Source organism: Actinomycetospora callitridis, assembly GCF_028737265.1.
Classification (GTDB): Bacteria; Actinomycetota; Actinomycetes; order Mycobacteriales; family Pseudonocardiaceae; genus Actinomycetospora; species Actinomycetospora callitridis.
The window spans coordinates 93,116-113,205 of the sequence record NZ_JAQZAK010000007.1 but is presented as its reverse complement, the minus strand read 5'-3'; the positions used below and the strand labels follow the sequence as shown (position 1 = coordinate 113,205).

The 20,090-nt window shown below is 72.4% G+C and carries 20 protein-coding genes and 1 pseudogene; 4 read left to right on the top strand and 17 right to left on the bottom strand.

All coding sequences use genetic code 11. The annotated features are described in order from the left end of the window. Positions 1 to 236 precede the first annotated feature (236 nt). The 8 genes and pseudogenes from PH191_RS21005 to PH191_RS20970 form a co-directional block, all read right to left on the bottom strand. Positions 237 to 596 (bottom strand): DUF1003 domain-containing protein, encoded by a 360-nt coding sequence (locus PH191_RS21005; RefSeq protein ID WP_274196579.1) that lies wholly within the window; start codon positions 594 to 596, stop codon positions 237 to 239. A 151-nt stretch (positions 597 to 747) separates the two neighbouring features. Beyond that, a pseudogene (gene cysS / locus PH191_RS21000) lies at positions 748 to 2,181 on the bottom strand (cysteine--tRNA ligase). Further along, positions 2,181 to 2,327 (bottom strand): hypothetical protein, encoded by a 147-nt coding sequence (locus PH191_RS20995; protein WP_274196578.1) that lies wholly within the window; start codon positions 2,325 to 2,327, stop codon positions 2,181 to 2,183. Before PH191_RS20995 ends, cysS begins: the two are co-directional and overlap by 1 nt. Continuing rightward, a complete protein-coding gene (locus tag PH191_RS20990) occupies positions 2,324 to 2,740 on the bottom strand; it encodes a DUF5709 domain-containing protein (RefSeq protein ID WP_274196577.1) in 417 nt (138 codons plus the stop codon). Before PH191_RS20990 ends, PH191_RS20995 begins: the two co-directional genes overlap by 4 nt. A gap of 9 nt (positions 2,741 to 2,749) precedes the next feature. Continuing rightward, entirely contained in the window at positions 2,750 to 4,240 is a 1,491-nt protein-coding gene (locus tag PH191_RS20985; protein WP_274196576.1) for an MFS transporter, read from the bottom strand. A gap of 2 nt (positions 4,241 to 4,242) precedes the next feature. Continuing rightward, complete coding sequence (locus PH191_RS20980) at positions 4,243 to 4,851, bottom strand: sulfite oxidase-like oxidoreductase (protein WP_274196575.1); 609 nt, start codon at positions 4,849 to 4,851, stop codon at positions 4,243 to 4,245. A 176-nt stretch (positions 4,852 to 5,027) separates the two neighbouring features. After that, complete coding sequence (locus PH191_RS20975; protein ID WP_274196574.1) at positions 5,028 to 5,918, bottom strand: helix-turn-helix domain-containing protein; 891 nt, start codon at positions 5,916 to 5,918, stop codon at positions 5,028 to 5,030. Between the two features lie 84 nt (positions 5,919 to 6,002). Beyond that, the gene (locus PH191_RS20970; RefSeq protein ID WP_274196573.1) at positions 6,003 to 8,288 is read right to left on the bottom strand and encodes a winged helix-turn-helix domain-containing protein; all 2,286 of its coding nucleotides are present in this window, start codon (positions 8,286 to 8,288) and stop codon (positions 6,003 to 6,005) included. A gap of 174 nt (positions 8,289 to 8,462) precedes the next feature. Between PH191_RS20970 and msrB the strand changes: the two genes are divergently transcribed. Then, positions 8,463 to 8,903, top strand: a complete 441-nt coding sequence (gene msrB, locus PH191_RS20965) for a peptide-methionine (R)-S-oxide reductase MsrB (protein ID WP_274196572.1) — start codon at positions 8,463 to 8,465, stop codon at positions 8,901 to 8,903. A gap of 147 nt (positions 8,904 to 9,050) precedes the next feature. Here msrB and PH191_RS20960 read toward each other — a convergent pair whose 3' ends face one another. Both PH191_RS20960 and PH191_RS20955 read right to left on the bottom strand, forming a co-directional pair. Continuing rightward, entirely contained in the window at positions 9,051 to 9,437 is a 387-nt protein-coding gene (locus PH191_RS20960; RefSeq protein WP_274196571.1) for a tetratricopeptide repeat protein, read from the bottom strand. A gap of 802 nt (positions 9,438 to 10,239) precedes the next feature. Further along, positions 10,240 to 11,037: a MerR family transcriptional regulator gene (locus tag PH191_RS20955; protein WP_274196570.1), complete on the bottom strand. Its 798-nt coding sequence runs from the start codon at positions 11,035 to 11,037 to the stop codon at positions 10,240 to 10,242. A 78-nt stretch (positions 11,038 to 11,115) separates the two neighbouring features. Here PH191_RS20955 and PH191_RS20950 point away from each other — a divergent pair, with 78 nt between their 5' ends. From PH191_RS20950 to PH191_RS20940, 3 genes are all read left to right on the top strand, one after another. After that, on the top strand, positions 11,116 to 11,469 hold the full coding sequence (locus PH191_RS20950; protein ID WP_274196569.1) for a nuclear transport factor 2 family protein: 354 nt from the start codon (positions 11,116 to 11,118) through the stop codon (positions 11,467 to 11,469). Between the two features lie 2 nt (positions 11,470 to 11,471). Beyond that, positions 11,472 to 12,305: an SDR family oxidoreductase gene (locus tag PH191_RS20945; protein ID WP_337994087.1), complete on the top strand. Its 834-nt coding sequence runs from the start codon at positions 11,472 to 11,474 to the stop codon at positions 12,303 to 12,305. A 181-nt stretch (positions 12,306 to 12,486) separates the two neighbouring features. Further along, complete coding sequence (locus PH191_RS20940) at positions 12,487 to 12,729, top strand: hypothetical protein (RefSeq protein WP_274196567.1); 243 nt, start codon at positions 12,487 to 12,489, stop codon at positions 12,727 to 12,729. A gap of 57 nt (positions 12,730 to 12,786) precedes the next feature. On the opposite strand, the gene PH191_RS20935 is transcribed toward PH191_RS20940, so the two are convergent. From PH191_RS20935 to PH191_RS20905, 7 genes are all read right to left on the bottom strand, one after another. Next, positions 12,787 to 13,068, bottom strand: coding sequence for a GlsB/YeaQ/YmgE family stress response membrane protein (locus PH191_RS20935; protein ID WP_274196566.1), 282 nt, complete (start codon positions 13,066 to 13,068; stop codon positions 12,787 to 12,789). 516 nt (positions 13,069 to 13,584) lie between these two features. After that, positions 13,585 to 14,310, bottom strand: a complete 726-nt coding sequence (locus PH191_RS20930) for an alpha/beta fold hydrolase (RefSeq protein ID WP_274196565.1) — start codon at positions 14,308 to 14,310, stop codon at positions 13,585 to 13,587. A 566-nt stretch (positions 14,311 to 14,876) separates the two neighbouring features. Then, positions 14,877 to 15,833 (bottom strand): MBL fold metallo-hydrolase, encoded by a 957-nt coding sequence (locus PH191_RS20925; protein ID WP_274196564.1) that lies wholly within the window; start codon positions 15,831 to 15,833, stop codon positions 14,877 to 14,879. Beyond that, positions 15,830 to 16,840: a fumarylacetoacetate hydrolase family protein gene (locus PH191_RS20920; RefSeq protein WP_274196563.1), complete on the bottom strand. Its 1,011-nt coding sequence runs from the start codon at positions 16,838 to 16,840 to the stop codon at positions 15,830 to 15,832. Before PH191_RS20920 ends, PH191_RS20925 begins: the two co-directional genes overlap by 4 nt. 9 nt (positions 16,841 to 16,849) lie before the next feature. After that, a complete protein-coding gene (locus PH191_RS20915) occupies positions 16,850 to 17,866 on the bottom strand; it encodes an amidohydrolase family protein (protein WP_274196562.1) in 1,017 nt (338 codons plus the stop codon). After that, positions 17,863 to 18,825: a VOC family protein gene (locus PH191_RS20910; protein WP_274196561.1), complete on the bottom strand. Its 963-nt coding sequence runs from the start codon at positions 18,823 to 18,825 to the stop codon at positions 17,863 to 17,865. Before PH191_RS20910 ends, PH191_RS20915 begins: the two co-directional genes overlap by 4 nt. 24 nt (positions 18,826 to 18,849) lie before the next feature. Further along, a complete protein-coding gene (locus tag PH191_RS20905; RefSeq protein ID WP_274196560.1) occupies positions 18,850 to 20,076 on the bottom strand; it encodes an FAD-dependent oxidoreductase in 1,227 nt (408 codons plus the stop codon). Positions 20,077 to 20,090 lie beyond the last annotated feature (14 nt).

The window sequence follows — 20,090 nt, the reverse complement described above, 5'->3', positions numbered from 1 at the left end:
CCGGCGGACACCCACAGGCGCCCCCACATCGTGGTCCGCGTCGCCCCGCCCGGTTGACGAGCGGACAGCCCGGGACTCGACGGTCCGGGCCATCTCCCCGAGGTCGTCGGGGCCAGCGCCTCGTCCGGCGCCACTCCTCCTCGAACACCCGCGGTGAGAGGTCTGCTGAACCTGTTCGAGGGCGTGCCCCAGCAGCGGGGATGCGCACAGTCGACGGCCGGCGCCCTGTCCGTGGCTCACGAGCGGTCCGGAGGCCCCACTTCGGTCCGGAGGCGCTCCAGGATCGCATGGAGATCACCTTCGGTACGGGTGGCGACGAGCAGCGCTTCGCGGTCGCGGGCGCGGTCGCGAGCTGCGCTACGGCGCTGGGCGAGCAGGATGAGCGGACCGTAGAGGGCCGTGACCGCGGTGAGGGCCGTGCCGAGATAACCGAGCATCGCGGACGGGTCGGGTTGGAGCGGCTCGACCACGAGGTTCACGACGATCCACCCGCTACCCACCATGATCAGTACGAGGAGGAACCACCAGGAGCCGACAGCGTCGGCCACCTTCGACGCGACGGTCTCGGCCCGATCGGCCATGGGCTCGGCGAACATGCTCAGCTCGTGCCCGCAGTGGGGGCAGACCACCCCGTGGGCATCGGCGGCCTCATGGGGATCGGGGTCCGTCGGCGCCGGTGGAGGGTCGGGCGAGCTCATGAACGCGCGCTCGTCGCAGGGGTCACTCCACGTCGGGACCACCGCTCGGTCACGGGTTGTCCTCGGGTGTCGCGGGGCGGGATCGTGTGACCGCCACGGCCCAGCGGGGCCCGTGGGAGGTGTCCTCGACGTCCACGCCGACCCGCCCGAGCCGCTCCCGGATTCGGTCGGCGCGGGCGAAGTCCCCGCCGGTCCGCGCTCGGCTGCGCTCGTCGAGCAGCTCCGCGACCAGGCCCTCGAGAGCGCGCCCCGCGGCGTCGGTCTCGCCGTGGTCCGCCCAGGTCCGGTCCTGCGGATCGATGCCCAGCACCGAGGCCATCGCCCGCACTTCGCCGGCCATCTCCCGAGCGCCGCGCAGGTCGCCGCGTTCGAGCGCTGTGTTCCCGTCGCGGACCGCCGTGTGCAGCACTCCCATCGCGGCCGGGGTGGCCAGGTCGTCGTCGAGGGCGGCCGCGAAGGAACCCGGCACGTCGCCGACCTCGATCGGCCCGCTCCGGGCGACGAGGCGGCCGAGCATGGCTTCCACCCGGCGGTACCCCGCCGCTGCGTCGGCCAGCGCGGCCTCGGAGTAGTCGATCGTGGACCGGTAGTGCGCGGCGAGCAGGTAGGCCCTCAGCTCGATCGGGCGGACCCGCTCGAGCGCGTCGGCGGCGGTCACGGCATTGCCCGTCGACTTCGACATCTTCTCCCCCTGCACCGTGACCCACCCGTGGTGCATCCACGAGGCGGCGAAGCCGTCGCCGGCTGCCCGCGACTGGGCCATCTCGTTCTCGTGGTGGGGGAAGACCAGGTCCCGCCCGCCGCCATGGACGTCGAACGCCGGACCGAGGTAGCGGGTCGACATGGCCGAGCACTCCACGTGCCAGCTCGGTCGCCCCGGACCCCACGGGCTGGGCCAGCTCGGCTCGCCGGGCTTGGCCGCCTTCCACAGGGCGAAGTCGCGTAGGTCGTGCTTCCCCCGCGCGAGCTCCACGTCCGAGAGCGCGTGATCGGTCCTCGTTCCGGAGAGGCGGCCGTACTCGGGCCAGGAGGCCACGGCGAAGTAGACGTCACGCCCGCCGCCGACGCCGGTCGGCCCGACGTAGGCATGCCCGCGGTGGACCAGGCGCCGGACGAGCTCGACGGCCTCGGTGATGTGACCCGTGGCCCGTGGTTCGGCCGACGGGGGCCGGCACCCGACGGCCTCGTAGGCGGCGGTGAACGCGCGCTCGTGAGTCGCGGCCCACTCCCATCACGGCCGTCCCGCCTCGACGGCCTTCGCCAGGATGGTGTCGTCGATGTCGGTGACGTTCCGGACGAGCAGGACCTCGAGGCCTCGGTGCTCCAACCACCGCCGGAGCAGGTCGAACGTGATCGCGGACCGCAGGTGGCCCAGGTGGGGCGGGCCGTGCACGGTCGCCCCGCACACGTAGATCGTCACGCGCCCGGCGTTCAGCGGCCGCAGTGGTCGAGCGACACCGGTCGCGGTGTCGACGAGGCGCATCACGTCGACGAGATCGGTGGGAGGCGGCGCCCGTCCTCGAGGCACGGCGCCGCGGCGGGCGCCTTCGCCCGCGCCAGGCAGGGGATGACCACGACGGGTCGCGTCACGGTGACCAGAGCCGTCGCCCGGTCGAGGTCGGTCGTCACTGCTCGTCGGGGTCGAGGACGAGGTGGACCGCGGCCTCCTCGGCGCTCGCCGAGCCACCGTCGACGCCGACGTCGACGGCGTAGAGGTACTGGTAGTCGTCGAAGGACCCCTCGTACTCGGCGAGGCGTCCGGCGCGTCGTGTCCCGACCTCGTCGTCGTAGAGCTCACCGGCGGACCCGGCGGACCCGGCGGTCTCGGCGGGGCCGATCATCACCTCCGGGACCTCGCGCGAGAGCCGTCGGGCGAGGCCTTCGGGGCCGAAGGACGGGTTCAGCGCCCACGGGTGATCGGGCGGCGAGTAGCCCTCGTCCAGGGCGTCGCCGAGGCCGCGGGCCTCGAGGCTCTCGGTCGGCTGGAGCAGGCCCGAGTCGATGTCGACGCCGAACGCGCCGTCGTTGTCGTCCGCACCCATGTGTCCTCCTCAGGTGGCCGCAGCCTGCGGGGCGCAAGCCTGTTCGAGTCCGGGATGGATCCGGAGGGGCGCGGATTCAGGTCTCGCCGCGCCTCGCACAGTGATCGCGGCGACGCCCGCGGCGAGCACGCACAGGGCGGCGCTGATGAGCATGGCCATGGCGTAGCCGGGTCCCAGCGGGCCGGAGCCCGCGGTGTCGAGGCCGGTCAGCAGGGGCAGCACCGCCACCGCGAGGAGCCCGGCGACCCGGGAGACGGCGTTGTTCGCCCCTGACGCGGCCCCGACCTGCGCCTCGCCGACCGCGGCCAGCACCGTCGTGGTCAGGGGGGCGACCGTCACCGCCATGCCCAGTCCGAACAGCGCGACGCCGGGCAGCACGCCCGTCAGATAGGTCGCTCCCGGCCGGGCGAGCACGAGCAGGCCGACGCCGAGGCCGGTCACGAGCGGCCCGGCGATCAGAGCGGCGCGGGGTCCGGTGCGCGAGGTGAGCGCCCCGATCGGGCCGGAGAGCAGGAGCATGATCACCGTGAAGGGCAGGAGGGCGAGCCCGGCGCTCAGCGCGGAGTAGCCCATGGACTGCTGCAGCTGCAACGCGAGCAGGAAGAAGACGCCGCCCAGAGCGCCATAGACCAGCAGCGTCACGATGTTGGCGCCGCTGAACCGCGCGGAGCGGAAGAGCTGGAGGGGTATCAGGGGTTGCGGGGCCCGCCGCTCGACGACCGGGAACGCGAGCAGTGCCGCGATCCCGACCCCCAGGCACGCCACGAACAGCGGGGACCAACCGCGGACCGGCACCTCGATCAGCACGACGATGACGCCGGCGAGGCCGGCGGTGATCGTGGCGGCGCCGAGGACGTCGGTACGGCCTGCGGTGGGATCGCGGGTCTCGGGCACGTGGCGCCGCGTGATCCAGAGGGCGACCGCCGCCAGGGGCACGTTGATGAGGAAGATCCATCGCCACGACGCGGCGTCGACCAGCCAGCCCCCGACGAACGGGCCCAGCGCCGACGCGACGCCGCTCCACCCGGCCCAGGTCCCGATCGCTCGGCCCCGGTCCTCCGGGCGGATGGCCGCGTTGAGCAGCGCGAGGCTGCCGGGGATCAGCAGGGCGCCACCGAGGCCCTGGAGAAGCCGCGCCGCGATCAGCACCGGACCGGTCGGGGCGAGCCCACAGCCGACCGACGCGACGGTGAAGACGACCAGCCCGAGCAAGAAGACCGCGCGGCGTCCGTACCGGTCCCCCAGGGCGCCGCCGAGCAGCAGCAGGGCGCTGAGGGTGAGGAGGTAACCGTCGAGGATCCACTGCAGGGTCGAGAACCCGCCGCCGAGCTCCCGTCCGATCGCGGGCAGCGCGACGTTGACCACCGACCCGTCGAGGAAGGCGATCCCCGAACCCAGGACCGCCGCTGCGACGATCCAGCGACCCCTCGGGCTCGACGCGGCGACGCCGGTCTCGACGGAGGTCTGGGTGCCGCGGGCACGCGGCGGCCGGCGTGTCATCCTCAATCGCCCTGGTAGCGCTGCTCGAGCCACGGGTCGCCGTAGTCGTGGTAGCCGTTGGACTCCCAGAAGCCGGGCTGGTCCTCGGCGATCAGCTGCAGGCCACGGATCCACTTCGCGGACTTCCAGAAGTACAGGTGCGGCACGAGCAGCCGCGCAGGGCCGCCGTGATCGGTGCTCAGCGGAGAGCCCTCGTACTCGTGGACGATCCACGATCGCCCGTCGGTGAGATCCTCGAGCGGGAGGTTCGTGGTGTAGCCCCCGTCGCAGTGGGCGAGGACGTACTCGGCCGCGGTGTCGACGCCCTCGAGCAGGGTGTCGATCGCGACGCCTCGCCACCCGGTGCCGAGCTTCGACCACGACGTCACGCAATGGATGTCGCAGGTGACGTCCTCGTCCGGGAGCTCCAGGAACTCCCCCCAGGTCCACGTCACGGGCTCGTCGATCTCTCCCGAGAGCGTCAGCGTCCACGTCTCGGGGAGGACCCGGGGAGTCGCGCCCGCGGTCAGCACGGGGAAGTCGGCGACGACGTGTTGGCCGGGCGGAACACGGGCCTCCGTCTCCGCCGGTTGCCGACGCCCGGTGAAGCCGCGGGTCGCGGGGACCTCCATCGTGCTGTCCCTCTCTCCGGACGGCGGGTGCACAGAGAACTCTTCATCGCTCGCGGGGCTCCGACCCACCCACACTGGCCCCCACAGTTCGAGGGACGCCCGTCCGCGGCCGTCGCGTCCACCGCGACCTGCCCGCTCGGGCGTCGTCCCCTACCGCGTTGTGGCGGACGCGGGCTCTAGACGGCGTGCGGCAGCCCGTCCGTCCTCGCGCACAGGGCGGCCACCGCCTGCTGCGTCCGGTCGTCCTCCTCGAGGGCGCGCCCGGCAGCGGCGACGCGGTCCCGATACAGCTCGATCGCGGTCTCCGGCGTCAGTGGAACGACCCGGACCTGCACCTGGTGCTCCACCCGGACGCTCAGCGGTGCGCGGCTGGTGCACACCACCACCAGGTCCGGGCTGGAGACGACGAGACCGGCGATCTCGGGGCCGCAGCACAGGACGTGTTCCACGGTGTCCAGCACCAGGAGCGTCCGGCGCCCCGAGAGGTACGTCGCCGGCGCCGCAAGGGTCCCGTCGAACGCTGCCCCGGGGAGGCCGAGCGCGGCCCGGATCTTCGGGACGACGTCGTCCCCCCGAGAGACGCCGGCGAGCTCCACCATCACGACCCCGCCGGGGAACTCGGACCGCGTCGCGGCCGCGGCCACGAGGGCGAGGGCGGTCCTCCCGACGTCTCCGGTCCCGACGAGCGTGATCAGCCGCCGCTCCCCGGCGCGCAGAAGGTCGCTGACCAGGTCGACCTCGTCGTCGCGCCCCGGGACCGGGCCGATGGGAGTCGGGAGGTCGCGGTCCTGGTTCGGTCCGCTCCGGGGCGGGATCACCTCCCCGCGAGGGGCGACACGGAACGGGACCGCCTTCTCCAACTCGGCGCGCTCGCCGTCGCCCAGGTCCAGCGCGCGGGCCAACGAGCGCACCGTGTGCGGATAGGGCCGCCGCCGCTCGCCGCGCTCCAGCGCACCCACCGCCTTCGCCGTGACATGGGCTCGCTCGGCCAGCTGTTCCTGGGTCAGCGACCGCGCGAGCCGATGACGCCGTAGGAGGATCGCGAAGCTCGTCGGTCCCGGGAACACGACGACGAGACTGCTGTGGGAGCGCGACGGGGTCAGCCTCCCGCGCCACCGTCACCCGGGTGAAACGGACAGCGGCCTCGGCATTCACCCGCCCGCCGCGGGAGCGTCACAGACCAGTCCGAGCTCGCGGGCACGCCGGACGGCCTCGGCGCGGGACGAGACGCCCAGCTTGCGGTACAGGCCCCGACCGTGGGTCTTGACCGTGTTCAGCGAGACGTGCAGCGCCGCTCCGATCTCCCGCAGCGACAGCGTGCCCGCCAGCAGCCGGAGAATCTCGGCCTCCCTGTCGGTCAGTCCGGCCGACGCGTCGCCCGAGGTGCGGGTCTGCTGCCCGGAGCTGCCCACCCGCGCGGAGCGCTGCAGTCCGGCCAGCCACTCCGGGAGCCACCCGGGATCCCGGCAGGCGCGCACGATCTCGCGGGCGGCGGCGAGTGACGCCGTCGCGTCCTGTCCACCGGCGATCTCGATGCGCGCCCGGGTCGCCAGGACGAACCCGAGCTCGACCCGACCGGCGCCGCGGCCCGCCAGCTCGACCGCCCGCGCGGCGGACGGTGCGGCAGCCCCGGGCTCGCCGGCGGCGGCGAGGGTCGCGGCGTGCGCCGCGTGCGCCAGCGCGGTGACGAAGTGTTCGGCGACCGCCGGCTCGAGGGCCTGTTCGAGCGCCGCGTCCGCCACACGTCGAGCTTCGGGGAGCGAGTTGGCGTGGAGGTGCGCCAGAGCGAGATAGCCCAGTGCGTAGACCACCGCGAGTTGGACGCCGGAGATGCGGGCGAGCCTGACGGCCTCGGTGAGGACGCGGATCGCGGCGCCCAGATCGCCCTGCCAGAAGAAGGTCAGGCCCAGCACACAGCGGGCGACGGAACCGGCGAAGCCCGATCCGTCCGCCCCGACCTCGAGGACGCGCCGTGCGGCCGCGTGACCGGCGGCCACGTCGCCGCTCTTGAAGCGGAGGACCGCTCCGACGAGGGCAGCGTCACGCGCGTCGGCGGAGTCGGCCGTCGCCCGTTCCGCTCGCGAGACCCATTCCTCGGCGGCGTCGAGCTGCCCCCGGTCGAGCAGGATCCAGACCCGCGCCACGCACAGGCTGGTGCTCGCCGCGAGCCGCTCGGTCGGCAACGCCTCGAGCCACCGATCCACGGTCGCCAGCAGACCGACGTTGAAGTAGGGCGACCAGTGCCGGAGGACCAGTTCCTCCGCCTGATCGAGGTCGCCGGCGGCGAGGGAGTGCTCAATGGCCTCGGGCACGGCACCGGCGTCGCGGAACCATGTCGCGGCGCGGTGGTGCAGCCGGGGCACCAGCTCGGGTTCGCGGAGTGTGAGCTCCTGGCGGAGGACTTCCTGGAGTAGTCGGTGGTAGCGGAACCACTGCTGGTGGTCGTCGAGTGTCACCACGAAGCCGTTGGTGCGTTCGATCCGCGCCAGCAGGGCGGCGCTGTCGGCGCGACCGGTGACCGCGTCGCACAGCTCGGCGTTCAGGCGGGCGAGGATCGAGGTGCGGGCCAGGAACCACCGCTCGTCGTCGGTGTGAGCGGCGAGGACTTCGGCGCCGAGGTAGTCGAGCACGTAGCGGTCGTTGCCGGTGAAGGCCTCGACGAAGGCGCGCGGATCGGTGTGGTGCCGCATCGAGAGGCCCGCGAGGTAGAGCCCGGCGGGCCAGCCCTCGGTACGGACGCTGAGCCGGTGCGTGTCCTGGTCGCCGAGGCCGAGCTCCAGTCCGTCGAGCAGCTGGGCGGCCTCGCTGTCGGTGAACGCCAGCTGCGCGGCGCGGAGCTCGAGCAGGTCGCCGGCCGCACGCAGCCGCGCCGTCGCCAGGGGAGGATCGGTGCGGCCTGCGACGAGGAGGTGCAGGTTCGGGGGAGCCCGGCGCAGCAGGTAGTCCACGGACCGGTGGACGACCGGATTGGTGATCACGTGGTAGTCGTCGAGGATGAGGACGACCGGCCGGGACACGGCCGCCAGCTCGTTGATCAGCGGCGGCAGCACCGCCTCGGTGAGGGCGGGCCCGGCGGAGGCGAGGGTCTGGAACGCGTGCTCCCCGAGACCGGGGACCACCGCCCGCAACGCCGCCACGGCGTAGGTCCAGAAGCGCAGTGGGTCATCGTCCTGCGGGTCGAGCGACAGCCACCCCACCGTGCCCGGGCCCTCTGCGGATCGACTCCAGTCGCTCACCAGCGAGGTCTTGCCCCACCCGGCCGCGGCGCTCAGCACCGTCAGGACGTGCTCGGTCGCTCCGGACAGCTGCTCGACGAGCCGTCGCCGGTGGATCAGGTCGCGCCGCACCGGAGCGCACAGCTTGGTGGCGAGCAGCCGCGACCCGGCGAGCATCGGCTCGGGCGCGGCGGCGTCGGTCACCGCTCGCGCCTCGGTCACCAGTCGAGACTACGTGGACTCTCGGACGGCACTCCGGGACGACACAGCACCGCGGCGGTCACAGATCGAGGAGCGCGAGCTCCACGACGCACGTGTGGGGATCGCTGTGGGTGTTCCGGTTCCCGTGGGGCCGCGAAGGTTGCTGGCGTGCCCAGAGTGAGAGGAGCGGCCACCATGTCCGACGCCTTGTCGCGCTTGACTCCCGAGCAGTACCGCGTCACCCAGCAGGACGCCACCGGCCCGCCGTACCGGAGCGAGTTCTGGGACCACCACGAGGCAGGGCTCTACGTCGACGTCGTGTCGGGTGAAGCGCTGTTCGCCTCGGTCCACAAGTACGACAGTCACACGGGGTGGCCCAGCTTCACGGTGCCGGTCGCTCCGGGCAACGTCGTGGAACGGGCCGACAACAGCCACGGAATGGTGCGCGTCGAGGTGCGGTCCGCGGAGGGGGACAGCCATCTCGGTCACGTGTTCTCCGACGGTCCCGTCGACGGCGGTGGCCTGCGCTACTGCATCAACTCGGCTGCCCTGCGCTTCGTCCCCGTCGACGACCTCGATGCCGAGGGGTACGGCGCCTACCGCGAGCTGTTCGGGCCCTCGGCGGTGGACCCCTGACCCCATTGGTGTCGGTGGCGTCGTCGTCGGCCCGCAGGTCCTCGGTCTGGTCACTGCGGGGTGTCCTGCCCGCGGCACCATGACGACCAGGAGCGACCAGGGGCAGCACACGGCCACCGGCAGGAACGCCCCGATCGTCTCCAGACTTCACGTCCGGTCATCGGTGCGAGCGTCCTCGTCGGCGAGCGGACGTCGGCTGCGGACACCGAGGGTAGAGCGGGACAACGCTTCAGCCTCGGCGTCCCGTCCCACACTCGCGTAGCAGCGGACGAGATCGTCGGCCGAGCGCAGGGTGTCCGGGTGGTCGTCGCCGAGGACACGTCGACGGGCCCCGAGCGTCACCTCGAACCCGACCACCGCCTCGGCCAGGCGTTCGGCTTGCTCGAGGGCATGAGCGAGGGCGTCGGAGAGCCGCAGGGAGTCGGGGTGATCGGGTCCGAGCGCCCGGCGGCACGCCGCGAGGTCGGCGTGCAGCTTCTGAACGCCGAGACCCTCCGTCTCGACCTGGTGGTCGTGATCTCTCGGGGCCGTCACGACGATGTTCCGGACGACGTCGGCACACCGAGGGAGGGGAAGTCGTCGAGGAACGAACCGGTGTCGGGACGCGCACCGTCCCCGAGGGCGGTGAGTGCGGCCGCGGTTCGACGGATCGCCTTCCGCGCGGTGTCGTCCCCCGCCGGAGGCGACGCGGCGTCGAACTCGTCCCGGGCCGTGGGCTCGGTGGTCAAGAGGTGTGGGACCGAGGAAAGCCCCCGACGCGCGGCCTGTGGGCCCGGGACGCCCGTCCTGGTGCGGGCGCCGTGGTCGTTCCTCGCCCGTTGATCGATGATCATCCACGTTCCTCCGCGCTCGGGGCCCCGCGCACCTGGGCGGTGTCCTCACCACGCCACCCTCCGGCTGGCATCGGGACGGGAGAACCCACAGCGGCCCCCACACCCGGGGCTCCAGGTGCGCGAGAGTGGGAGCACCACGGCGGTGCGAACACGGTGCGCGCGGCGTTGAGTTCGGACGGGCCGCCGACCTACCAGCCGCCGCGGACGGCCAAGCCCCGATCTCGGTGAGATTCAGGCGCTTCGGATGCGCGCGAGCGAGTTGCCGGCCGAGTCGGGCCGACGCCGAGACGGCCGCCGACGAACGCGCCCACCTCGAGACGCGGTTCGAGGTCCACGCGGCCTGGTCAGCGCCATCGCCGCCGCAGATGCCGACGGCACCATCCGGGCGGTCGGGCGACACAAGGCCCTTCTCGCCGGGGGCTCCTGAGCCGCGAGCTGCGCGAGCGAGGCCCGAGGTCGGCGGGGTGGCCCAGCCGCACGACGTCAGGGAGCCGCGGGCACCGTCAACGCGGGCCCACGCGGAAGACCGGCCAGCCGATCTCGGTCCGCCAGGCCGACGGGTCGGCCGTGTCGCGGGGGCCGACCACGTAGGTCTCCCGCACCGGGCCGGCCACCGCGAGTGCGTTGCCCACCACCCAGGTGCCCAGTTCGCCGTAGGTGACCTCGATGTCGCCGTGCTCGCCGACGTGGGTGGTGACGGCGAGCTCGACGGCGGGCAGGGTCACCGGGTGCACCCGGCCGCTGCGCGGCGGGTGCGCCGTCGGCCGGTACAGGAGTGCGTGCCCGCGGCCGTCCTCGAACAGCGCGTTGTCGTACAGCCCTCCCGGGACGCCGGTCGGGTCGTGGACCACCGCGTCCAGCTCGGCGATGGCGCCGGCGTACCAGGCGAGTACCTCGTCGTACGCCACGTCGTCCTCGACCGCGGCCACCGTCGTCGCCGGGACCGCGCGCAGCTCGACGTCCAGCGGTGGTGGCTCCGGCTCCAGCAGCCGGCGCAGCGACGCCACCGCGCCGCGCGTGCGCTCCAGCTCGGACTCGAGCCGCCGCAGGTGGTCCGCGACCAGCGTGGCGCGGATCTCCGGGTCGCCGGAGCGGACGATGCGCTGGACGTCGGACAGGGGGACGTCGAGCTCCCGCAACCGGTGGATGACCTGGGCGGTCGGGATCTGGTCGACGCCGTAGTGGCGGTATCCGGTCGCGTCGTCCACGGACGCAGGCTCGAGCAGACCCGCATCGTGGTATCGGCGCAGCGTCCGCACACTCAGATGGCTCAGCCGCGAGAACTCACCGATCGTCAGCACGCCCCCACCGTGCACGCTCCCCCCGGGGGAGGGTCCAGCGCTTGACCCTCCCGGTCCGGGAGATCGCACCGTGGGGTCATGACCGCACCGACCGACATCCAGCCCGACCAGCTCCCGGCCACGATCCGCGGCTACCTCGCCGCGCACGACGCCCGCGACACGGACACCGCGCTGCGCGCCTTCACGCCCACCGCCGTCGTCGTCGACGACGGCGTGACCTACCGCGGGACCGAGGAGATCCGCGCCTTCCTGGCGAAGGCGGGATCCGAGTTCACGTACACCAGCACCCTCGTCGGCGCGCAGCGCGGCGGCGACGCCCACTGGGTCGCCACCAAGCACCTGGAGGGCGACTTCCCCGGTGGCGTCGTCGACCTCCGCTACCGCTTCGTGATGGACGGCGACGCCATCGCAGAGCTCGTCATCGCGCTGTGACGATGCCGCCCGGTCACGTGGCGTCCGCCGGTCGAGAACGAAGGAGAGAGATGGGGAGTACGGATCGCGGGCGCCTGGACGGGCGTCGAGCGCTCGTCACCGGCGGGTCGAAGGGATCGGGCCGAGCCGTGGCCGAACGGCTCCGCGAGCTCGGCGCCGACGTGTACGTCACGGCCCGGACGATGCCCGACGGGTACGAGTTCCCGGACCGCTTCATCGCGGCCGACACCTCGACCGTCGAGGGCACGGCGCTCGTCGCGTCGCGGGTCGAGGAGGCCGGCGGTGTCGACAGCCTGGTGCACGTCGTCGGAGGTGCCTCGACGCCGTCCGGAGGGTTCGTGGAGATCACGGACGAGCAGTGGATGATCGAGCTGAACCTCAACTTCCTCGGCGCCGTGCGTCTCGATCGCGCGCTGCTGCCGTCGATGATCCGGTCCGGGCACGGCGTCGTGCTCCACTTCACGTCCATCCAGCGGCAGATGCCGCAGTACGACGCGTCTCTCGCGTACGCATCCGCGAAAGCCGCGTTGCGCACGTACAGCAAGGGCCTGGCCAACGAGCTCGCGCCGCACGGTGTGCGGGTCAACGCGATCAGTCCCGGTGGGATCGAGACCGAGGCCTACGAGAGATTCGTGGACCGGATCGCGGAAGGGAACGGCCTGAGCCGGGACGGGGCGAAGGAGAGAATCCTCGACTCCCTGGGCGGAGTGCCTCTCGGCCGTTTCGCGAGCACGGAGGAGATCGCCGATCTCGCGAGCTTCCTGGTGTCCGACCAGGCGTCGGCGATCGTCGGTGCCGAGTACGTGATCGACGGCGGGACCGTCCCGGCGATCTAGGCGGCTGCCACTGCACGTCCACCACCCGGAGAGGAGTCGCCGTGGGCGCCATGGCGAACTGATCAGCCCGGTCGTCGTCGCACGGCTGCGGGCTGCGTTGGAGGCGGTCGCGCCCACCGGCGATTTCCCCGCGCTGGTCCGGGCGGAAGGTGCCGTACGGGGTGTCCGCCTCCGAGAGCGGGTGGACATCGTCCGCGATGCTCTGCTCAGCGACGTCCCGGCCGGGTTCCCCGCCGCCGAGCGCGTGGTGCTCGACGTGCTGGACGAGCCGCGTTTCGACGGGTGGATGATCTGGCCCACGACGGAGTTCATCGCTCGACGAGCACTCGACGCCGCGTCGACGCGGGAGTTCGACGCCGCCATGGCACTCCTGGCCCGGCTCGACGCACGTGCTCGCCCTCGTGTTCCGTCCAGGTCTGCATGATGCGCAGGCCGCGCTCGGGTCGCGCGTTCAGGAGCTCGCGAACGGCGAATTCGCCCGTCAGCCCGACGGTGAACGACGCGAGACCACCTTGCGCCCACGCCACCCTTGCAGCACGAGCACCACGATGATCGCACCGACCAACGAACCGATGATCCCGCTGAGACGGAAGGCCAGACCATCACCGGCGATCAGACTGGCGAGAAGACCACCGAGGAACGACCCGAGAATTCCTGCGACGAGGGCGCTCCCCCACTCAACACCCCGGGCCGATCGGCCGACAATGAGCTGCGCAGCGGCACCGACGAGCATCCCGAACAAGATGATTCCGAGCAGGAGCATGGTCAGAGACTATCGACAGAGACGGAACCTGCTGCCCTCTGGCATCCCATGCGCCGACCTGCAGGAGTTGATCTCGTGATCTGAACGAGTGGCGAGCCGGTGGCTCCGGGGGCTGAGAGTCGAACGTGACCCGCTGCCCGAGGGCCGAATCGAGCCGGGAGACGCCGAAACCCATATGTCACGCGTCCGCCTCGGCGGGACCGGTCGAAGATCACCCACAGTGCCCATGGCCCGACTGCACGAACTGCGCGCCGTTCCTACGCATCCGCACGGACGATCGCGACCGCGTTGCGGGGGCGTAGTACACAGCACATCCCGACCGATGACGACACCCGCAACCATCCCGGCCGCCGGGCCCGACGACGCGGAGCGCGCCTCCGTCCGCCGCGCTGCACAGGACCCGCCCTGGATGGTCGGCGCGGACCTCCAGACCGAGCAGATCGTCCGGACCGCAGGCCGGTGTCCGCGGCTATGCCGGGCCGTTCATCGGGGAGGAATGCTCCGGCAGCTCAGGGTTCACCCGTCTCCACGTCGGATCTCGAGGACCTGTGCGAGGCCTGGCTCCTCCGGGTCATCGGCGATCTCTCGGCCATCGAGCCAGGAGCCGATCACGTGGGCGAGCTCGCGGGGGTGGCTGAAGTTCATCGCGTGCGCCGCGCCCTCGATCACCGCGATCGTCAGGTCAGGCGGCGCCAGGCGGCCGAGCTCCTGTACCCGCCACCGAGGCGGCATGAGCGGGTCACGGGTGCCGATCACGGCGAGCGTGGGCACGGGCGTCCGCAGGACGCGCTCGAGCGAGGGAAATCGCACGAGCTCGCCGAACAGCTGCAGGGCGTTGACAGGGCCGAAGTGCAGATAGTCGGGGAGCACCACGGGAGCCATGCGCGGGCTCTCGCGCCACACGTCGCGCGCGAGTTGCACGAGTGCCCGGGGGAGCGGCTGGTTGTGCATCCCGCCCGCGGGCGAGGCGAGCACGACCCCAGCCACGCGGTCGCGTGCGCCATGTGCGACCTCCAGGCACACCGGCCCGCCCATGGAGTTGCCGACCAAGACCACGCGCTCGAGATCGAGCGCGTCGAGAACCTCGAGGAGCGCCCGTGCCAGCGACGGGAGTCCCAGAACGTGATCCCGGGCCGCGCTCTGTCCATAGCCCGGCAGATCGGGGACCAACGTCGTCGCACGGTGTGCGAGCGCCGCGGCGGTGGGGAGCAGGTAGCTGCCGGAGACCGCGAAGCCGTGCACGTGGACGATCGGGACCGAGCCGGGAACCCGCGGACCCCTGCGGACGAAGACCGGACGCCCCTGGACCTCGACCCGGAGCTCGTCCCAACTCACCTCGGCCATGACCCAGTGTCACAGACAAGGACGTGCGCCGCCCACCGTCACGGGCACGCCCTGAGGATCGTCGTGGTCGCTTGCGAACGTGCTCGTGGGTAGCTGCCGGACCGGTCGGCCTCCCGAGTGGATCGAACGCCTCGAGCGCTTCTTGCTCATCGACGCAGGGCCGGTAGTCGACGGCGCGCATCCCATCGGCCTGATCTTCATCTGACCGCGCCGGGGTCATAACGGTCTGTCGAGATGGGCGAATCACTCGTCGTGATCATCTCAGCACCGCACACCCCACGGATGCGGTGCCGACCTTGTCCCGGGCGTTGTCGGGCCGCAACGCGTCGCCCTGCTCGCACGGGGTGATGGATCGGAGCGCGCTTGGTCACGTCATCAAGGCGGGCGTTCAGTTCATCGTCCAGCGGCCGCGCCTGCGACGAGGTGGTGGTCGACGGATGTGGGTCTGCTGGTCCGGCGCGGCATCAGGCCAGACAGGTCAGTGGGCGGCCGCCGTTGTAGGTGACCATGTCGCCCAGCGCGCCGGTGAAGTCGATCGGCCCGCCGCGCTCGGCCGACGGCACTGCCAGGTCGGCATAGGCACGGTGCAGGTTCCCGACGATGCGCTCGGTGTCGGTCCAGTCCGCGAACGCGCCGAGGTCGGCGCCCCGCGCGAGCTCCAGGGGTGTCGCGCCCGCCGCGTGACCCTCGCGGGCGAGGTCGCGGACGAAGCGCAGGTAGCCCAGGACGTCGTCGATCATCTCCGGCCCACCGACCGGGCCGTGGCCCGGAACGATGGTCTCCGCGCCGAGGGGCCGCAGGAAGTTCTCGAGGACGTCGATCGCGCCGAGCACCGAGCCGGAGAGCAGGAACGGGGTGCCGCCGTGGAAGAGCAGGTCGCCGGCGAAGAGCACCGACTGTTCGGGGATCCAGACGACGACATCGTTGGTGGTGTGGGCCGGTCCGCCGGCGTAGCGCAGCTCGCAGCGCAGGTCGTCGGCCCACAGCGTCATGCGGTCGGCGAAGGTGAGGAAGGGCAGGGCGAGCTCCAGGTCGCCGTAGTCGACATCGGTCCACACCCCGGAGTTGTGCGGCAGCCCGAGGGCGCGCATCTCGGGGCGGGCCTGCTCGTGGGCGACGATCGCCGCACCGGAGAAGAGTCCGTTGCCGGCGGTGTGGTCGGGGTGGTGGTGGGTGTTGACCAGGGTGCGCAGCGGCGCGGCGGTGACACCGGAGATGGTGTCCAGGAACGCGCGGGTGCGTCGTTCGGTGGAGCAGGCGTCGATGGCGCTGACGCCGTCGCGGGCGGCGAGGAACCCGGTGTTGTTGATCATCCAGCTGCCGTCGGGCTGGACGTAGGCGAAGACGCCGTCGGCGACCTCATGCAGGTGGGCCGCCACCGGGGCGTGGCTGGGATCGGGGTCGACCAGCGGCTTGCTCACGGGTTCCTCCGGGGGGACAGGACAGCGGTCGCGGGTCGCGACCGGGGACGCCGGCGGGCGCGGGGGATCGGGACCGGGTCGGCGCCGGCGACGACGCGGTTGGCGACGGTGCCGATGCCCTCGACGGTCAGGGTGACGACGTCGCCGACGGCCAGGGGTGAGAGCTCGTCGCGGGAGACACCGCGGCCCCAGAGCTCGCCGAGGCAGCCGCCGTTGCCGCAGGTCCCCGAGCCGAGCACGTCGCCGGGGCGCACGGCGGTGCCGCGGGAGGCGTAGGCGGCGAGGTCCTCGAAGCGCCAGCCCATGTTCGACAGCAGGTCCTCGCCGACCACGGCGCCGTTGACCTCGGCGCGCAGGGCGAGGGCGAGGAAGCCGTCGGGGTCGCGGTAGGGCTCGAGCTCGTCGGCGGTGACGATCCACGGCCCGAGCGTCGTCGCGGTGTCCTTGCCCTTCGCGGGACCGAGGCCGACCTGCATCTCGCGCGACTGCAGGTCGCGCGCGGACCAGTCGTTGAAGATCGTGTAGCCGGCGATGTGGTCGCGGGCCTGCTCGGGGCCCAGGTCGCTGCCCTCGCGGCCGATGACGGCGGCGACCTCGAGCTCGAAGTCGAGCACGCGCGAGCCGGGCGGGACCGGGACGTCGTCGTGGGCGCCGATCACCGCGTAGGGGTTGGTGAAGTAGAACGTCGGCGCGTCGTACCAGGCGTCGGGTACGCCGGCCTCGTCGGACACCGACTTCCGCACGCCCTCGACGTGCTCCTCGAAGGCCACGAAGTCCCGCACCGTCGGCGGAGCGAGCGGCGGCAGCAGCCGCACCTGCGCGAGCGGCACGGCCGGCGCGGCGGCCGCGGCCCGGTCGGCCTGGTCCTGCGCGGCTCGTCCCTCGGCCAGCAGCCCGATGACCGTGGTGCCGGGCGGCAGCAGGTGCACCGCGGGCTCGCCCGCGGGGCCGTCTCGGACCACGCCGGCGCGGACAGCGCCCTCGTACCCGACCGTGGCGAGTCGCACGGGTCCTCCTCAGGTGAGCACCGCGGGCAGCGGGCCGAGCAGACGTTCGGCGTTGCCACCGCGGATGGCGGTGATGGTCTCGGGGTCGAGATCGGCGGCGAGCAGCCGGTCGAGGGGGTCCTCGACACCCATGTCGAAGGGGTAATCGCTGCCGAGGGTCACCTGGCCTGCGCCCATCACCGAGATCAGGTGCCGGAGCTGCTCAGGGGTGTAGACCAGCGAGTCGACGAAGGTCCGCCGGAGCAGAGCGCTGGGCGGGAGCTCGGTGGTCCGGGCGTCGCTGCGGGCGTGCCAGGCGTGGTCGGCGCGCACGACGTAGCTGGGCAGGTAGCCCCCGCCGTGGGCGGACCACACCCGCAGCCGGGGGTGCCGCTCGAGCAGCCCGGAGAACACCAGCCGCGACAGGGCGAGTGCAGTCTCGGTGGGGTTGCCGACGGTGTTGAACAGGTAGTAGTCGCCGAGGCGGGAGCCCAGTGAGCAGCCCCACGGGTGGATGAGGATCGCCGCTCCCAGCTCCTCGGCCGTGGCCCAGAACTCGGCCAGCGACGGGTGGTCCAGCTCGACGTCCGCCCCCGCAGCGGTCGAGATCTGGACCCCACGCATGCCGAGCTCGCGGATCGCGGTGACGAGCTGGGTCGTGGCCAGGTCCGGGTGTTGCAGTGACACGGCCCCGATCGGCACCAGCCGAGACGGGGCCCGGTCGCAGAAGGCCACGACGCCGTCGTTGGTCGCGGCCACGATCCTCGCGGCAAGCGCCCGGTCGGCCCACGCGTGGGGCAGCGGCATCGGGGAGACGGCCTGGATGTCCACCCCGGCCCGGTCCATCGTGGCCAGCCGCAGGTCGAGGTCGGTGAGCAGCGGCCCGATCTCAGCGATCTGCGCCTGGTTCAGCGCCGACGACGCGGGGCCGAGCGCGGCGGCGTCGATCTGTTGCTGCCGGCGCAGTCCGGGCTGGTCGGCGATGAGGGCGTTCACCGCGGGGACGGCGAGGTGGGCGTGCACGTCCACCGTGGGAGCAGGACTCACTTGAACATGCCCGTGGCGTGCATCTGCTCGGCGGCCTCCTGGGTACGGGGGAAGCTCTCCATCATCGAGTCGGGCATGCCGTGGGTGCGGTAGATGTTGGTGCCGCCCTGGGCGGGGGTCCAGTTCGGGGCCTCCCAGTCGGGCATGTAGTTGCGCCACCCGCCGGCGTTGATCTCGATGCGCATGCCGCCGGGCTCGCGGGCGTAGAGGTAGGTGATCTCGTCGATGCCGTGGATGCCCGGGCCGAACTCGATGGGGGTGTCGTGGCCCATGAGGACCTGCGCGGCGGTGTGGACGTCGGAGCGCTGGTCGAGACCGAAGGCGAGGTGGTTGACCCGCCCGCGAATGCCCGAGAAGTCGGGGACGAGGCCCATCTCGTGGGTGACGTGGGAGGTCAGGGTGGCGAACACCTTGAAGCCCGGCTCGGCCTCGATCGTCGCGGTGTGGCGCAGCTTGAGCGCCTCCTTGTAGAACGCGACGTCGCGGGCCAGGTCGTCGGTGCCGATGGTGACGTGGTCGATGTAGCGGGCGGCGATGCCGCGGGGTTTGAGGGCCTGGGGGCGGTCGGGCTGGTCGGTGGCCAGCTCCGGCGGCGCCTGGTAGCGCTCGACCTCCCAGAACAGCTCGTTGAGGTGACCGCCCGGACCGCGGAACCGGTAGGTCTTGCCGTAGCCGAAGCCGCCGTCGGACCACTCTCCCTCGGGGAGGTTGCGGGCGACGGTGTCGGGGTCGCCGGGGCCCTGGGCGCGCCAGCCGATGTGGCCGAGGCCGGGCTCGGGGCCTTCGGTGACCTCGACGGAGTGCTGGAACCACTCGGCCCAGCCGCGCAGGTAGGCGCTCTGGCCTTCCTGGCCGGACTGCTCGAGGTCGAGGACGTTCCGGAACCACTCGACGGTCTCGGCGGGGCGGGGGCTGAAGATCTGGACGTGGGCGAGCTGGGAGACCAGGACCTCGGTCATGGGGTGCTCCTCGGGTCGGAGGGGTCAGTCGGTGATGAGGGCGAGCTGCTTGTTGATCTCGGCGGGGTTGGTGTCGCCGACGACCTTCTGCAGGAAGGGCGTGTGGTCGAACACGAGGTCGCGCAGTGGCTGCAGGACGCGCGGGGTGTGGTGAAACATCTGGCCGTTCATGTACGCCATGCGGACCTGGAACTTCGTGTGGTCCCGGCGCGGGTCCTCGTAGGCGGCCAGGGCGCGCGCGACGGCTTCGGTGTCGGTGAGGTCGACGCCGCGCAGGGCGCGGCCGACGAAGTAGCCGTCCTCGATGGCCATGCCGGCGCCGTAGGCGGCGTAGGGAGAGGTGGCGTGGGCGGCGTCTCCGACCAGCGTGGCGCGCCCCTGCGACCAGCGATCGAGGTAGCCGCGGTCCCGGAGCACCCAGCGCTGCACGTTGGCGGGCTCGGTGTGCTCGATGAGCGACGGCAGCGGGTCGACGAACTCCCGGCCGAGCTCCCTGGCGCGGGCCAGGAGGTCGGCCGGCGCCGGTGCGTCGGGGTCGGTGGCCTCGAGCACCCACCACTGGTGCCCGGCGCGGCCCTGGTAGCGGATCGAGGTCCAGCTGCCCTGGACCTCACGGCCGTGGCCGATGACGCAGGTGTTGGGCTCGGTGGCGACATCGTCGACGAAGGTGAAGCCGGCGATGACGTGGAGCCGGTGCTCGCGCTTGGGGGTGTCGCCCCACAGGGTGCGACGGACCAGTGAGTCGATGCCGTCGGCGCCGACGAGGACGTCCGTCTCGTGGGTCGTGCCGTCAGCGAAGTGCAGGGTGACCCCCGCGTCGTCCCTGGCCGGGTCGTCCTGTTCGATGCGCTCGACGGCTTGATTGGTGTGGAGCACGCCGGGGGGCAGGGCGGCGAGCATCCGCTCGTAGAGCTCGGGGCGCGGCAGCCCGATGAAGCCGCCGCCGATGCCGTACTGCGCCTCGATCTCGGGGTCGCTCTTGACGTCGGCGCGGACGCGGCCCCGGCTGTTGCGGAACTGGGAGCGGCACGGGGCGCCGAGGTCGTCGGTGTCGACCCCGAGCAGGCGCAGGGCCTTGAGCGGCGGTGGCCAGAGGTTGAGCACGTTGCCCGCCGGTCGGGCCTCGCGGTAGCGCTCGAAGATCACCACGTCGTGGCCGGCCTGGTGGACCGACAGGGCGGTGGCCATCCCTGCGGGGCCGCCGCCGAGGACGGCGACCCGTCCGCGGCGTGCGGAATCGGGAGAGGACATCGGTGTCTCCTCGG

What these genes read in the sequence shown, in the direction of transcription:
- PH191_RS20910 (WP_274196561.1), bottom strand. Translation starts at nt 18,825, where the DNA reads ATGACCGAGGTCCTGGTCTCCCAGCTCGCCCACGTCCAGATCTTCAGC.
- PH191_RS20985 (WP_274196576.1), bottom strand. Translation starts at nt 4,240, where the DNA reads ATGACACGCCGGCCGCCGCGTGCCCGCGGCACCCAGACCTCCGTCGAG.
- PH191_RS20945 (WP_337994087.1), top strand. Translation starts at nt 11,472, where the DNA reads ATGCCGCCCGGTCACGTGGCGTCCGCCGGTCGAGAACGAAGGAGAGAG.
- PH191_RS20980 (WP_274196575.1), bottom strand. Translation starts at nt 4,851, where the DNA reads ATGGAGGTCCCCGCGACCCGCGGCTTCACCGGGCGTCGGCAACCGGCG.
- PH191_RS20990 (WP_274196577.1), bottom strand. Translation starts at nt 2,740, where the DNA reads ATGGGTGCGGACGACAACGACGGCGCGTTCGGCGTCGACATCGACTCG.
- PH191_RS20935 (WP_274196566.1), bottom strand. Translation starts at nt 13,068, where the DNA reads ATGCTCCTGCTCGGAATCATCTTGTTCGGGATGCTCGTCGGTGCCGCT.
- PH191_RS20905 (WP_274196560.1), bottom strand. Translation starts at nt 20,076, where the DNA reads ATGTCCTCTCCCGATTCCGCACGCCGCGGACGGGTCGCCGTCCTCGGC.
- PH191_RS20950 (WP_274196569.1), top strand. Translation starts at nt 11,116, where the DNA reads ATGACCGCACCGACCGACATCCAGCCCGACCAGCTCCCGGCCACGATC.
- msrB (WP_274196572.1), top strand. Translation starts at nt 8,463, where the DNA reads ATGTCCGACGCCTTGTCGCGCTTGACTCCCGAGCAGTACCGCGTCACC.
- PH191_RS21005 (WP_274196579.1), bottom strand. Translation starts at nt 596, where the DNA reads ATGTTCGCCGAGCCCATGGCCGATCGGGCCGAGACCGTCGCGTCGAAG.